Source organism: Hymenobacter translucens (assembly GCF_020685205.1).
GTDB lineage: Bacteria > Bacteroidota > Bacteroidia > Cytophagales > Hymenobacteraceae > Hymenobacter > Hymenobacter translucens.
The window spans coordinates 147,697-161,423 of sequence record NZ_JAJERB010000008.1; the positions used below are offsets into that span (position 1 = coordinate 147,697).

The following is a 13,727-nucleotide window of genomic DNA, read 5'->3' on the forward strand; positions in this document are numbered from 1 at the left end:
GAAATTGCTGCCCTACACCGCTGGTTTCCCGCTGACGCGCGGCGGAGTACCTTTGCTACATGGCTACGCTTACTCTCTCCGACATCTACATCTACCCGGTCAAATCGCTTGGCGGCATCCGGCTCACCGAGGCCCAGGTGGAGGCCCGGGGCCTGCGCCACGACCGGCGCTGGCTGATTGTAAACGAGCGTAACCAGTTCATGACCCAGCGGCAGACCGCCGAAATGGCGTTGCTGAAAGTGTCGCCCGCCTACAACGGCTTCCTGCTCACCCACAGCCGCCGCCCCGACCTGCTGCCGCTCTACGTGCCCTTCGAAGCCGAGCCCGACCGTACGGTATTTGCCACCATCTGGAACGACATGGTGTGGGCCTGGCGGGGTACCGAGGCAGCCGACGAATGGCTTTCCGATGCCCTGGGCCGCCCCTGCCGGCTGGTGTACATGTCGGACATGGCCATGCGCCCCACCGACGACGGCACCGTGCCCGGGCAGGTCAGCTTTGCCGATGCGTATCCGTTTCTCGTCATCGGGCAGGCCGCGCTCGACCATCTGAATCAGCAGCTAGCCGAACCTGTGCCCATGGACCGGTTCCGGCCCAGCCTGGTCTTCACCGGCGGGGAAGCCCACGACGAAGACACCTGGCAGGACTTTACCATCGGCGACGTCGCTTTCCGGGGCGTGCGGCCCTGTGGCCGCTGCGTGGTCACGACCATTAACCAGGAAACGGCCACTAAGGGCACCGAGCCCCTGCGCACCATGGCTACGTACCGCACCCAGGAAGGCAAAGTGATGTTCGGGCAGAACGTAACCGGACCAGGCCAGGGCCGGATCCGTATCGGCGACACCGTGCAGGTGCTGAGCCGGCTGTAGAAGGGAAAACCCGGAACTGAGAGCTGGGAACGTAGACTGCAGAACCGATAGGCCCTGAATGAGGTTGTGTGCTCTTAGCTGTACCACGGACCACTTCGCAGTTCTACCACCATCTAAGCTCTACGTTTTAAAGTAATGCCCACCGACCTTCCCTTTCTACTCGACTTTCTGCGCGGCCTGGCTGCTAACAACAACAAAGGGTGGATGGACGCCAACCGGGTCGACTACCACCGCGCCCGGGCAGCCTTTACGGGGCTGGTAGCGCAGGTGCTCGGCGGCCTGCAGCAGGTGGAGCCCGGCCTGCAGGGGCTGAAACCAGCCGACACGATGTACCGCATCAACAAGAACGACCGGTTTCAGCAAAGCGACGAGCCCTACAAGCGGCGGATGGGCGCCGGCATGAGCCAGGGCGGCCGGCACTCCCACCGGGCCGGCTACTTTCTGGCCGTAGAGCCCGGGGGCGAAACCTACGTGGGAGCCGGCAAGTGGCGGCCCGAAGCCCCCAGCCTGGCCCGCATCCGCCAGGAAATCCATTACAACGGCCCGGCCTTTCACGAAATTCTCGACAGCCCCGAACTACGGCACCACTTCCCCGAAGGCATGGAAGGCGAAAAGCTGCAGCGCCCACCCAAAGGCTACGACAAGGCCGAGCCGGACATCGAGCTGCTCAAGCACCGGGACTTTTTCGTGGCCCGCACCTTCACCGATCAGCAGGTCCTCCGCTCCGACTTTGTGGCCCAGGTGCTGGCCGCCTTCCAGGCCGCCCAGCCTTTCGTGCGCTTCCTGAATCAGGCACTGAACGAGGAGTAGCACTCAGATATGAAGTAACATGAGGCCAAGCGTTGCCTAGAAACCAAAGGTCAGCAAAGCAGTTCTCGCGTGCTGTCGTTGGAGCAGCATGAAAAAAAGAACGTCCTGCTGAGCAGAGCGAGGCATCTCTATGGCTTCGTTGGCTTACCTGCTCCAACAACCCACGCGAGATGCCTCGGCTACGCTCGACTTGACGTTCTTTTTTACTGCGTTGGTGGCCTAAAACAGCCCGAACAGGGTGCTGTTGATGCGCTCAATGATAAAGCCCAGGTCTTCCTGGCTTTTCACGTAGTCGAGCTGGTTCACGTCGATGATGAGGAGCTTGCCGGCTTTGTAGCCGCTGATCCACTTCTCGTAGTGCTCGTTCAGGTTCTTGAGGTACTCGATCTTGATGTTGTTCTCGTAGTCGCGGTTGCGGCGCTCAATCTGCTGAATCAGCTTGGGCAGGTCGGCACGCAGGTACAGCAGCAGATCCGGCGGATCCACCATGCTGATCATCGACTCGAACAGGCCGAGGTAGTTGTTGAAGTCCCGCTCCGTCATCAGCCCCGACTCGTGCAGGTTCGACGCGAAGATGTGGGCATCCTCGTAGATGGTGCGGTCCTGAATCACGCCCTTGCTGGCGCTCTGCAGCTTCTTGATGTGCTGGGTCTGGCGGAAGCGGCTGTTCAGGAAGTATACCTGCAGGTGAAACGCCCAGCGCGGCATATCGTCGTAGAAGTCCTTCAGGTAGGGATTGTGGTCCACATCTTCCAGAAACACCTCCCAGTTGAAGTGATGGGCAAGCTTATTGGCCAGCGTGGTTTTGCCGGCTCCAATGTTGCCGACGATTGCAATGTGCATGAGCGAAGGACGGTAGCGAAATAAAAAGAAGGACAAAAATAAGGGAAACCGCCCAACCCCACCGGACATATTTCCGCCCGCTGCCTCCTTATTTCACCGAGCCCTCAGCCAGCCATTTCCCTGCCCCCAGGGAAGTTTAGAATCAACGTTTTTGGTATCTATACCAACCCGTTACCGCATAAAAAAGCGGGGCCGGCTACCCGGTCCCGCTTTTCATTAACTCTTACCTCCTACAAGCCGTCAAGGATACCCTTGGCATCCTGGGCTTTTTCCAGCACCCGAAACTCAGCCTGCAGGGTGCGGATACGGGCCCGGTCCTCGATCTGCAGCTGGTCGTGTACCTGCTCGTAGCGGGTATTCAGGCGGTTGAGCACCAGGCTGGCGTTGTCCCAGTCGGTCCGGGTCCAGCGGCTGCGCTTGGTGCGCACCGACTCAACCAAGCGGCTGTAAAGCTCGGGCAGGTCGCCGGCCCTGGCCCGGTTGATAGGCGAGGAAGTGCTGAGCAGCTTGCGCTGGGCGTCATCCACCGACGAACTGCTTTCGGTTCCTGCCCTGCCGTCGGCCGTAGCGGACGGCAGAGGCTCCTCCACCGGGTGGCCCTGCTCGGCGGCCCAGGCCTTGTAGCGGGCCTTCTGCCCCAGGTACTCCCGCTTCGACTGCACCGGCAGGCTGTCGGCTGCCGCGTCGAGGCGCTTGGTCATGCGGGCGTAGTCACTCTGCAGCCGGCCCCAGTCGAGGCGGACAACAGACAGGTTCATTTCTAGCTTTTCGTCGACCCAGTTGCTGAATGTGCGCAGCTCCTGCTCCAGCGTAGCGCCCTTAGGCGCGGCGGCGGTGGTAGTCGGCTTTTTCGTTGTGGTAGTCTGGGCCACGGCCGAGCCGAGGGCCAGGGGCAGCGCAAAGGCAAGCAGCGCGACGGGAAGAAGAATGCGTTTCATAAATCAGGGAAAGGGAAGTAACACAAACGACCGGTGGGCTGCCGGCGCAGAAAATAAGAAAGGCAATTTCCGGCCCAAAACGTAGCCATAAACGGCCAGGGTTCGTTTTTTAGGGAAAAAATGCCGTTTTTGCCTCCCTATGTCTACATCTGATACGGCTTCTTTAGCTATCCGGACCGCTACCCTGGCTGATATTCCCACGATTATCAGCTTGGCCGAAGCCACCTGGGAGCCTACCTACCGCTTCATCATCTCCCGGGAGCAGATCGACTACATGTACCGCGTCATCTACACGCCGGCCTCGCTGAAGCGCCAGATGGCTGAGGAGCAGCACACCTTTCTGCTTGCCTATACCGACGGCCATCCGGCCGGCTACGCCTCGTTTTCCCGCCTGTCGGCAGGCGAGGACGTGTTCAAGATGCACAAGATCTATCTGCTGCCTTCCCACCAGGGCCAGGGGCTGGGGCAGCACCTGATCGAGGCCGTGGAAGGCGCCGTCCGGGAAGCCGGTGGCCAGGCGCTGGAACTGAATGTGAACCGCTACAACCCCGCCATTGCCTTTTATGAGCGGATGGGCTTTCAGCGCCAGCGCGAGGTGGACATTCCCATCGGGCCCTACTGGATGCACGACTACGTTATGCGCAAGCCGCTGTCCTGAGCCGGGTACTTCCGCTTACCCATCGTTGCTTTCCCGGCCGTATACAGCTCCGGGCCCGCTGCCCGGCACTTTTTCGTTTTTTCTCTCCCTTTTTCTTACTTCTCATGCCAACTACCCGCCTTACCGTTCTCAGCAACGGCTCCCTCCGCGTCGAGGGGGAATTTGAAATCGTTGATGCCCAGGGTCAGGTTTACGGGCTGGCCGGCCGCGAGCGGGTCAGCATCTGCCGCTGCGGCCTGTCGAAAAACAAGCCGTTCTGCGATGGTTCGCACAAAGGCCATTTCGAGCACAACGCCGAGGCCTTCGACCTGCCCGCCCCCAAGGTGTAGCACGTGCTCAACTGAAACAAAAAGCCCCCGCATGCTCGCATGCGGGGGCTTTTTGTTGGGCTTCAGCAAACTACCCGGCCGGCCAATGGCAGGCGGAGGGGCAGCGCCGGGGCGGCTTTGCTGCAACACAGCTGCCCCTACCCGGGGAAGGTGCGGCTAAGCACCCTGAAACAGAGAGTCGACGAGCTCTACGTATTCCTGCCGGGCTTCTTCGTCGGACTTGCCTTTGAGGCTGCTCCAGGCGTCGTACTTGGCAATGGCCTTGAAGTCGAAGCCGCCGGGCCGCTCGCCCGATACGTCGCCTTCGGTGGCCTGCTTGTAGAGGGCGTAAAGCTGGAGCAGCACCATGTTAGAGGGCTTGCTGGGGAGCTGCTGGGCACGCTGGGCAGCAGCTTCGAATTCGGCGGTAGTGGCCATCGGAATTTGGCTTTAGGACGATAATCGGGTTATACTCGTGCTGCCAAGGTAGGTAATCCGCTCCGGATTGTGCTGCTTGCATCCTACTTCATTCTTTCCCTGCCCGCCCTCCTCCATGCGCCGAACTTCTACCCTGCTGGCCTTTGCGGCCACCCTGCTCCTGCCCTTATCAGCCGCCCAGGCCCAGAAAACCTTTCTCCACTGCGGGCGTCTGCTCGACGTGCGCAGCGGCAGGCTGCTGAGCGAGCAGACCATCACAGTCGAAAAAGGGCGCATCACGGCGGTGCAGGCCGGTTACCAGGGCGCGGCCACGGCAGCTGATAAGGTAGTGGACCTGAAAAACCGCACCGTGCTGCCCGGCCTTATCGACTGCCACGTGCACGTGGAGGGCGAAACCAGCAAGGACAACTTCCTCAAGGAATTCACTCAGAACCCTGCCGACGTGGCTTATGAGTCGCTGAGTCATGTGCGCATCACTCTGCTGGCCGGCTTTACCACGGTGCGCGACCTGGGTGGTTCGGGCATCAACGTGTCGCTGCGGAACGCCATTGCCCGCGGGCAGGTGGTCGGGCCGCGCATCATCACGGCCGGCAAGGCTATTTCCGGCACCGGCGGCCACATGGATCCTACCAACGGCTACCGCCAGGACCTGATGGGCGTACCGGGCCCGGCCGACGGCGTTATCAACAGTCCCGACCAGGGCCGGCAGGCGGTGCGGGAGCAGTACAAGCGGGGCGCCGACCTGATCAAGATTGCCTCCACGGGCGGGGTGCTGTCGGTGGCCAAGGACGGCTCGGCCCCGCAGATGACGGAAGAGGAAATCCGGGCAGTGGTGGAAACGGCCCGGGACCTGGGCCTTTCCGTGGCCTGCCACGCCCACGGGGCCGAGGGCATGAAGCGGGCCGTCCGGGCCGGGGTCACCAGCATCGAGCACGGCACCCTGATGGACGACGAAACCATGAAGCTGATGAGAAAAATGGGCACCTGGTACGTGCCGACCATTACGGCGGGCAAGTCGGTAGCCGACTCCGCTAAAATCAAAAACTACTACCCCCCGCTGGTAACACCCAAGGCCCTGGCTATCGGCCCCAAGCTGCAGGGTACGTTTGCCCGGGCCTACAAGGCCGGGGTAAAGATTGCCTTCGGCACGGATGCCGCCGTATTCCGCCACGGTGTAAACGCCCTGGAGTTCCGCTATATGGTGGAAGCCGGCATGCCTCCGCTCGAAGCCATCCAGGCCGCCACCACCAGCGCCGCCGAGCTGCTGGGCCGCACCGCCGACCTGGGTGCCCTGGAGGCCGGTAAGCTTGCCGACGTCATTGCTGTGGAGGGCAATCCGCTGCAGGACATCAACGTGCTCCAGCAGGTGCGCTTCGTGATGAAGGACGGGGTAGTGTACAAGCAGGAATAACTTGGGCCACGTTAGGTACCCTATCTAGGAGGTAGGTAGTAATTGAAACCCGCTGGCCGGCTTACTTTCGCCCCAACCTTAACCTTTCCTTCTTATCCGACTGTCTGCTCCTCCCTCCCGCAACCGTCTGCTCCGCCTGCTGGGGCTGGGCTTTGGCCTGGCGGTAGTGGTAGGCGGCACCACGGGCACCGGTGTGCTTCGCTCCCCGGGCGAAATTGCCGCCGCCGTTGGGGCGCCCGGGGGCGTGCTGCTGGTGTGGCTGGCCGGCGGATTCTATGCCCTGCTGGGGGCCAACGCCATTGCCGAGCTGGGCGCTATGCTGCCCCAGGCGGGCGGCTGGTACGGCTACGCGCACCGGGCATTTGGGGAGTTCACGGCTCTGGTAGTAGCCTGGGGCGACTGGGTGAGCAGCTGCGTGACGGGGGCCCTGGTAGCCCTGATGATGAGCACCTACATAGCCGAGCTCGTGCCGGCAGTGGCCGGGCACGAGCGTACGGTGAGCTTAGCGGCGGTGGGCATCCTGGGCTTGGTGCAGTGGCAGGGGCTGCGCGCCGCCAGCCGCGCCCAGGAGCTTACGTCGCTGCTGATGGGCCTGGCGCTGCTGGCGCTGCTGACGGCCAGCTGGTGGCTGCCCGCCGCGCCCGTGGCCGCCGCCAGTAAGCTGCCCGCGGCGGCCACCCTGCTTGTTGCCTTCCAGAGCGTCATATTTGCCTACGACGGCTGGTACGCGGCCATCTACTTTGCCGAAGAAGACCACAACCCTGCCCACGCCGTACCCCGGTCGATGCTGGGCGGGGTAGCGCTGATTATCCTGATATACGCCCTGCTGAATGCGGCCCTGCTGCACGCGCTGCCGTTCGGGCAGCTGGCGGGCTCGGAGTTGCCCCTGGCCGACGTAGCCGACCGCCTGTTGGGCTCCTGGGGCCGGCGGGCAATGCTGCTGGTAGCGGTACTGGGCCATCTGGGCGTACTCAACTCGGTGCTGATGATGGCCACCCGCGTCCTCTTTGCCCTGGGCCGCGACGGGCAGCTGCCCCCGGTACTGGCCCGGGTTCACGGCCGGGGTACGCCCCGCCCGGCCCTGCTGGTGGCCGTCGGGCTCACGCTGCTTCTGGTGGCCTCGGGAACGGCCGCGCAACTGCTGGCCATTACCAGCATCTTATTCGTGAGCTACTACGCCGTGGGCTTTGCCGCCGTGCTGCGCCTGCGCCGGACCGAGCCCGACCTGCTCCGCCCCTACCAGACCTGGGGCTACCCCTACACCACCTGGCTGGTGCTGCTTGGCTCGGTCGCCTTTCTGCTCAGCAACGCCGTGGCTGACCCGGGCAACACGCTTTGGGCTCTGGCCCTGGTGGCGGGCAGCTACCCGGTGTGGTGGCTTGTCAAGCGCCGTCGCAAGCTCAGCCATTAACCTAATCTCCCGGAGGGAAGTATAGGAGGAGCTCACCTTATCGCGCCATGAAAACCTCCGACCTTAATAGCATTATTCAAAAGCTGTTCAAGCACAAGCTTACCGTGGCTTTTGCGGAAAGCTGCACTGCCGGGGCACTGGCGGCGGAAATGGCCAAGGGTTTCGGCAGCAGTGAGGTGCTGCTGGGTAGTGTGGTTACCTACCATGTGCAGGCCAAGCAAAAGCTGCTGGGGGTGCGCAAGGACACCCTGGAGCTGTACACGGCTGAGTCGCAGCAGGTGACCAACGAGATGGTAATGGGCCTGCACAAACAGCTGCCCGCTGAAATATGCGTGGCCGTGACCGGTTTGTGCGGAGGGGGAGCCTCGGAAACACCGGAGAAGCCCCCGGGTACTTTGTTTTTCACCATTCTGCATGAGCAGAAAGCAGAGGAATACCGCGAGGTTTTCAAGGGCAACTGCGCCGCCATTCGCAAGCAGGCGGTGGATTTTGTTTTTACCAAGCTAGGTGAGCTGGCCGACCGGCATCCGCTGCAGTAAATTTTATTTCCGGAGGAATAAAGTACCAATAGGAACTACCGCATCGGGTATATTTGACGGCCTTTTTAGGGTCAGCACCCGATACTGCTTCGTTTTTTCTATTCATTACTTCTTTCTCCCCTTATGCTCACCACTCGTCATTTGCTGGCGGGACTGGTTTTGTCGGCGGCATTCCTGCCCGCCCTGGCCCAGACCACTACTCCTAACCCCGAGTACGCACCGACTGCCCCTGTTCAGACTGGGCCGGCTACCGTATACCCCACCATGTCGCTCGGCCTTAACTCCGGCTGGGGTGCCCCCTACGGCTGGGGCCTCGACCTGAGCTATTTCGTCCTGCCTAACCTCGACGTGACGGGAGGCGCTGGTATTGGCGTTGGAACCAAGATTGGCATCGGGGCGCGGTATTACCTGGCTCCTGCCAAAAGAGTGTCGCCTTTCCTTGGCGCTAACCTCGTGCGGTCGGGCTCGGTACCAGAAACCCGGGTTAGTCTGCCCGGCAACAACGGCACCATGGAAGAAAATATGTACCGCATCGATGCCAGCGCGCTGATGCACCTGCGCGCCGGCCTACGCTGGCAGCCGGGCTCGGTCGGAATCCTGGGTACGATGGGCTACGGAGTGGTTCTGGGCAGTGACCCGACTCACCTCAAATACCCGAATGCCTCGCAGGAAATGAAGGATGTGGTTGACATCGTGGGTCCGGGCGGTATTGAAATCTCGCTTGGGCTTACCTTCCGGCTGATGCGCTAGCCGGAAGGTTCGGCCAGCGCTTATAAAGGGCATCAAGAGAAGACTAAACTGGATTTTGGTCTTATCTTGGTGCTCTTTTCTGTTTTCCTCACTTCGTCCACCGTATGACCAAACGCTTACCTGCTCTGCTCCTGAGCTTGGGCCTGACTCTGGCCGCCACCGTTGCCCGGGCTCAGTCTGATTCTACCGCCACTGCTCCGGCAGCCAAGCCGGCCTCAGAGAAATACACCGGCTACCGCTACCGCTCCCTTGCCTTCACGCCCACCCAGGGCTGGAACACGCCTTATGGCATCGGTCTGGAAACCAGCGTGATGGTCATTCCAAGCCTCGACATCAACGTGGGTGGGGGCCTGGCCCTGAGCGGTGTAAAGCTGGGTATCGGCAGTCGCTACTATATTTTACCGAAGAGCCAGCTCTCACCATTCGTAGGCGGGAACGTAGTGCTGGCCAGCGGCACCGGCCGGGCCGGCAGCGACATTGGGTATGAGTTTGCCACGGTTATCGCCGACATTGTGGGCGACGAGTACGATCCTGAAACTGCCGGCGACTACGTTGTGCGGTCGAGTGTGGTAGGCCACCTGCGCACGGGCCTGCGCTGGCAGCCAGGCAAGAAGAAACCCAGCCGCGTTGGCTTCCTGGGCACCATTGGCTACGGCTTCCGCCTCACCAGCGACCCTATCGTCTATAACCCCGACTATCCCAAGCCCACGGCCGTGGAGCAAAGCATCACCCGCTCCCTGTTTGCTCCCGGCGGCCTGGAGCTGGCTTTGCAGATGAGTATTGGTATCGGCAAGGTGAAACAGTAACCAACGCCCCGAGACAGGAAGGCCCCGTCCGAAACCGGGCGGGGCTTTCTTGTGCTTAGCCCAGCCGGCCGGCCAGCATGATTTTCAGATTGAGCCGCACGATATCGCCCATCGAGTCGCAGCGGTCGAAGCGGGTGGTGCGGTGGTGGCGGTTCAGCTCGTCCTTCAGCCGCCTTATCTTATCGGGCGGAGCCAGCGTGTCCTGCCGCATGCAGTCGATCAGCGTCTTAAGGCGGTAGCGCTCGACCCGGGCCCGGCCGGCAATGAGAGTGCGCTCTTCCACCTGGTACTGCCGGATGCTCTCGGCCGTAAGCAGCTGACCGCACATCTGCACGACCGGGCGGTTGTCCTTGAAAAACTGGGGCAGGTACATGTTCTTCTTGCCCTCGTAGCTCTGCTGGTCGAAGTCGATAGCCCGCACCCGGTACTGCTCATCCTCGAAGTCAAGGGTCATCACAATCACGTAGTTGTAGGCCCGCATGTCGCCGAGCAGGCGGGCAAAGCACCGCTCGTTGAACTTGACGAACTCCTTGGCGATGCGCACCTGGTTGAGGTGGGGCTGCTGCAGGTGGTCCCGGATGAAGTTGTCGCCGGGAATACCGGTAATGTGCTCTTCAATCAGCGTGTCGCCGGCCACGAGGTAGTTGAGGCGGTTGGGGGAAAGAATGTGCTCGAGCTCCAGCCCGTAGATGCGCGAGGCATCGGCCCGCTTCACGTAGAAGAAGTCGTAGTTGTCGTTGAGCAGGTTCACGATGCGCACCCGGAAGGGGTTGGAGTTGCCGAACCGGCAGTAGTCGATCCGGTCGGCCAGCAGGTGCTGCACAAACGACAGGTCGCCACCGGTTTTCAGCTGGGCGTACACCTCCGTCAGCCCTGCCGACAGCTCCCGCAGGGCTGAGGGCTCGTAGAACACCGTTTGCCAGAGGGTGTCGTTGCCGTTGCGGTCGAGCAGCGGGAAAGCCCCGCTGAAACGGGTAAGATCGAGGTAGGTGACGGGCAGGGCAGCTTCCCGGTCGTAGTGGTCGAGGTAAGCGCGCAGCTCCTCCCCAATGGCGTAGCTGATTTTCTTCTTGGAGATTAACGTCATCGGATCAGGGCCTGGGGTCTGGTAGTTGCTAGGGTGGTATTCGGTATCCGGGAATACGGGTTGCTGGGTGCGCCTCGCCGGGCTGTTTACGCGGAGGGCAGCCCAGGGGCCGCAAGGTGGGGCACCCATTCGACTATTGACTACCCGGTGCCGGCAATTCACCGCTTCGGATCGGGCACAAACAACTAAGCACCCGACACTAGCAACCAAGCACCAAAAATTTCCGAACTTGGTCCCCTACGTTCCTGCCTTTCTTTGCAATGAAAAAACTTCTAATCACCTTTTGCCTGGTGCTGCTCTGCCCGCTGTTTTCGCCGGGCTGGGGCTTTTTTGGCCACAAGACCATCAACCAGATTGCCGTGTACGCCCTGCCCCGCCCCATGCAGGAGTTTTACTACCGGCACATGAACCAGATTGTGCAGCTCTCGACGGCCCCCGATATGCGGCGCAACGAGGACCCCAATGAGGCCCCGAAGCACTATATCGACATGGACCACTACGGCGACAACCCGTTCGGGATGATGCCCAAGGAGTGGGAAAAGGCCACCGCCAAGTACACCGCCGACACCCTGCGCAAGTATGGCACCGTGCCGTGGGTCGTGATGGACGTGAAAGAAAATCTGACCGAAGCCTTCCGCCAGCGCGACACGGCCGCCATCATCCGCCTGTCGGCCGACCTGGGCCACTACGTGGCCGACGCCTACGTGCCCCTGCACACCACCATCAACTACGACGGGCAGCTCACCAACCAGGAAGGCATGCACAGCCTGTGGGAGTCCAAGCTGCCGGAGCGCCACCTGGCCGAGTACAAGCTGGACTCAGAATCGGCGGACTACCTGAAAGACCCGCTGCGCTCCATCTGGGACGTGGTGCAGAACTCCTACGGCTTCCTGGGCGCAACCTTCGACCTGGAGGAGGCCGTGTCGCGCAAGTTCACGCCCGAAACCAAGTACACGTTCTCGCACAAGTACGGCAAAACCCGCCGCGCCTACTCCGATGCCTTTGCCGACGCCTACCACAAGGAAGTGGGCGGCATGGTGGCCATCCGCATCAAGCAGGCCCCGACCATGGTCGCCTCGATGTGGCTGACCGCCTGGCAGGACGCCGGCAAGCCCGACCTGGACCAGATGATGGGCAAGAAGTTCACGAAGGGCGAGCGGGAAAAGCTGGCTACTGAGCTGAAAGCCTGGAAGAAAAACGAGCTGGTCGACAAGGAGCTCGTCATTGCCATGCAGAAGGAAAAAGCCGTGGAAAAAGCGGACGTGATTAAGTCTGCGGAGGACATGCAGCCGATGCCGGCCGATGCCTCGGCTCCCGCGGCTCCCGCCCCTGCCCTGACCCCGGCCCCGCAGGCGGCTCCGGCCACTACGGTGGAGAAGTCGAAGGTGAAGGCCAAAGACGAAGACGGCAAGAAAATCAAGGAGAAGCGTAAGAAAAAAGGCGACAAAGCGGACAAGGCCGACGACGGCTGGAACTAGCCAGCCGGCTCGCCCGGGTGCGCTTACCCGGCCCGTCCGTTACATTTGAGTGCTGCCTTCGTAGAGAGGGCAGCACTTTTTTGTTTGTGTCCGGCCGGTCCGGCCCAGCTTACTGCCTATGCTTCCTGTTCGCCGCAGCCCCGCTTGTTTTTTGCCCGCCCTTCTGCTCGGGGGCCTCAGCCTGTTGGGCTGCAATCAGGCCGAGCCCGCTCAGCAGGCCCCGCCACCCGAGGCCAAGCCTGCCCCCGTTCCCGGCCCCGATCTGGTCAGCCTCACCGATTCCAACGCGGCGTCACTGCTCACCGCGTACGGCCGGCAGTACCCCGGCTCCGAAGTCATCGTGCGCACCCGGCTGGGCAACCTGCGCGTGAAGCTTTATGACGACACGCCGATTCACAAAGCCAACTTCCTGCTGCTGGCCCGCAAAGGCGTATTCGACGAAACTGTCTTCAACCGCGTGGTCAACGGTTTTGCCATTCAGGGCGGCCGCTCCGACCACCGCACCATTCGGCTGGCCCGCTACCACCTGCCGCCCGAAATCCGGCCCGGGCACTTCCACAAGCGGGGCGCCCTGGGCATGGCCCGCTACGACGACGACCAGAACCCCGGCAAGCTGTCCTCGAATACGGACTTCTACTTTGTGCAGGGCGAAAAGCTGACGCCCTACCAGGCCCAGGCCATGGCCGGCCGCACGCTTACGCCGGCCCAGGAAAAAGTGTATGCCACCACCGGCGGCGTGCCTTCCCTCGACGGGAAGTACACCGTCTTTGGCGAAGTCGTGGAAGGGCTGGACGTCATCGACAAAATTGCCGCCGAGCCCGTGGACCCCTACAAGTGGCCGAAAAAGGACGTAGACATCAAAATTGAGGTGTTGCCCTAGCCGTTAGTCGGGCCGCACCACCCGAACGAGCTTGCCGCCGGTTACGTCGCCGGGCTGCACCTCGGTGAGCTTGCCCAGCTCGGGCCGGCCGTAGCCCAACGCCCGGGTAGCAGAATACTGCATTGAGTCGGACGTAGCTTCGCTCAGCGTACCAACCTGGCTTTGGGCGGGCTGCAGGTAGGCGCTGTCGGGCGTAACGCGGGTCATGCGGTAGCTCCAGTACCGGCTGCTGGTATCAGCCGGGGCATTAGGCCGGAAGCGCATCACGTACACGTCCCCAGCTTTAGGCTCGGTGAGGTAGGACTGCGTATTGTCGGACTGCTGGCTGCAGCTACTCAGCAGGGTAGCGGCAGCCGACAGCAGGGCGGCAGCAAGGGCGAATCGGGAAGACGAAGCGGAAAAGGTCATAGCAGCGCAAGGGAAAAGCGGCGACGGTACCAGCAACATGTCCGGTCCGCGCCGCAAGAAACAAAAAAGGCAGCCCGCCGAAGCAGACTGCCT

The 13,727-nt window shown here is 61.9% G+C and carries 16 protein-coding genes; 11 read left to right on the forward strand and 5 right to left on the reverse strand.

What is annotated here, in order from left to right; genetic code table 11:
* Positions 1–59 precede the first annotated feature (59 nt).
* Positions 60–869 (forward strand): MOSC domain-containing protein, encoded by an 810-nt coding sequence (locus LJY25_RS17020; protein WP_227609661.1) that lies wholly within the window; start codon positions 60–62, stop codon positions 867–869.
* Positions 870–1,004: 135 nt separating this feature from the next.
* Positions 1,005–1,679, forward strand: a complete 675-nt coding sequence (locus LJY25_RS17025) for a DUF2461 domain-containing protein (protein ID WP_227609662.1) — start codon at positions 1,005–1,007, stop codon at positions 1,677–1,679.
* A gap of 219 nt (positions 1,680–1,898) precedes the next feature.
* Here LJY25_RS17025 and LJY25_RS17030 read toward each other — a convergent pair whose 3' ends face one another.
* Positions 1,899–2,522: a deoxynucleoside kinase gene (locus tag LJY25_RS17030; RefSeq protein WP_227609663.1), complete on the reverse strand. Its 624-nt coding sequence runs from the start codon at positions 2,520–2,522 to the stop codon at positions 1,899–1,901.
* Positions 2,523–2,752: 230 nt separating this feature from the next.
* Positions 2,753–3,460, reverse strand: a complete 708-nt coding sequence (locus LJY25_RS17035) for a hypothetical protein (protein WP_227609664.1) — start codon at positions 3,458–3,460, stop codon at positions 2,753–2,755.
* Positions 3,461–3,599: 139 nt separating this feature from the next.
* Here LJY25_RS17035 and LJY25_RS17040 point away from each other — a divergent pair, with 139 nt between their 5' ends.
* Positions 3,600–4,118 carry a GNAT family N-acetyltransferase gene (locus LJY25_RS17040; protein WP_227609665.1) on the forward strand — a complete coding sequence of 173 codons (519 nt, stop codon included), beginning with the start codon at positions 3,600–3,602 and terminating at the stop codon, positions 4,116–4,118.
* Positions 4,119–4,222: 104 nt separating this feature from the next.
* Positions 4,223–4,447: a CDGSH iron-sulfur domain-containing protein gene (locus LJY25_RS17045; RefSeq protein ID WP_227609666.1), complete on the forward strand. Its 225-nt coding sequence runs from the start codon at positions 4,223–4,225 to the stop codon at positions 4,445–4,447.
* Positions 4,448–4,603: 156 nt separating this feature from the next.
* Here LJY25_RS17045 and LJY25_RS17050 read toward each other — a convergent pair whose 3' ends face one another.
* Positions 4,604–4,864, reverse strand: a complete 261-nt coding sequence (locus LJY25_RS17050; protein WP_227609668.1) for an acyl-CoA-binding protein — start codon at positions 4,862–4,864, stop codon at positions 4,604–4,606.
* Between the two features lie 115 nt (positions 4,865–4,979).
* Here LJY25_RS17050 and LJY25_RS17055 point away from each other — a divergent pair, with 115 nt between their 5' ends.
* From LJY25_RS17055 to LJY25_RS17075, 5 genes are all read left to right on the forward strand, one after another.
* Positions 4,980–6,275, forward strand: a complete 1,296-nt coding sequence (locus tag LJY25_RS17055; protein WP_227609670.1) for an amidohydrolase family protein — start codon at positions 4,980–4,982, stop codon at positions 6,273–6,275.
* A gap of 166 nt (positions 6,276–6,441) precedes the next feature.
* Entirely contained in the window at positions 6,442–7,686 is a 1,245-nt protein-coding gene (locus tag LJY25_RS17060) for an APC family permease (RefSeq protein WP_227609672.1), read from the forward strand.
* Between the two features lie 47 nt (positions 7,687–7,733).
* Complete coding sequence (locus LJY25_RS17065; protein ID WP_227609674.1) at positions 7,734–8,225, forward strand: CinA family protein; 492 nt, start codon at positions 7,734–7,736, stop codon at positions 8,223–8,225.
* 123 nt (positions 8,226–8,348) lie between these two features.
* Positions 8,349–8,975 carry a hypothetical protein gene (locus LJY25_RS17070; protein ID WP_227609676.1) on the forward strand — a complete coding sequence of 209 codons (627 nt, stop codon included), beginning with the start codon at positions 8,349–8,351 and terminating at the stop codon, positions 8,973–8,975.
* 104 nt (positions 8,976–9,079) lie between these two features.
* The gene (locus LJY25_RS17075; RefSeq protein WP_227609678.1) at positions 9,080–9,781 is read left to right on the forward strand and encodes a hypothetical protein; all 702 of its coding nucleotides are present in this window, start codon (positions 9,080–9,082) and stop codon (positions 9,779–9,781) included.
* Positions 9,782–9,836: 55 nt separating this feature from the next.
* Here LJY25_RS17075 and LJY25_RS17080 read toward each other — a convergent pair whose 3' ends face one another.
* On the reverse strand, positions 9,837–10,868 hold the full coding sequence (locus tag LJY25_RS17080) for a hypothetical protein (protein ID WP_227609680.1): 1,032 nt from the start codon (positions 10,866–10,868) through the stop codon (positions 9,837–9,839).
* Between the two features lie 260 nt (positions 10,869–11,128).
* Here LJY25_RS17080 and LJY25_RS17085 point away from each other — a divergent pair, with 260 nt between their 5' ends.
* Together LJY25_RS17085 and LJY25_RS17090 are read left to right on the forward strand one after the other, a co-directional pair.
* Positions 11,129–12,346, forward strand: a complete 1,218-nt coding sequence (locus LJY25_RS17085; RefSeq protein WP_227609682.1) for a zinc dependent phospholipase C family protein — start codon at positions 11,129–11,131, stop codon at positions 12,344–12,346.
* A 151-nt stretch (positions 12,347–12,497) separates the two neighbouring features.
* On the forward strand, positions 12,498–13,226 hold the full coding sequence (locus LJY25_RS17090; RefSeq protein WP_227609684.1) for a peptidylprolyl isomerase: 729 nt from the start codon (positions 12,498–12,500) through the stop codon (positions 13,224–13,226).
* 3 nt (positions 13,227–13,229) lie between these two features.
* Here LJY25_RS17090 and LJY25_RS17095 read toward each other — a convergent pair whose 3' ends face one another.
* Complete coding sequence (locus tag LJY25_RS17095; RefSeq protein WP_227609686.1) at positions 13,230–13,634, reverse strand: hypothetical protein; 405 nt, start codon at positions 13,632–13,634, stop codon at positions 13,230–13,232.
* Positions 13,635–13,727: the final 93 nt, after the last annotated feature.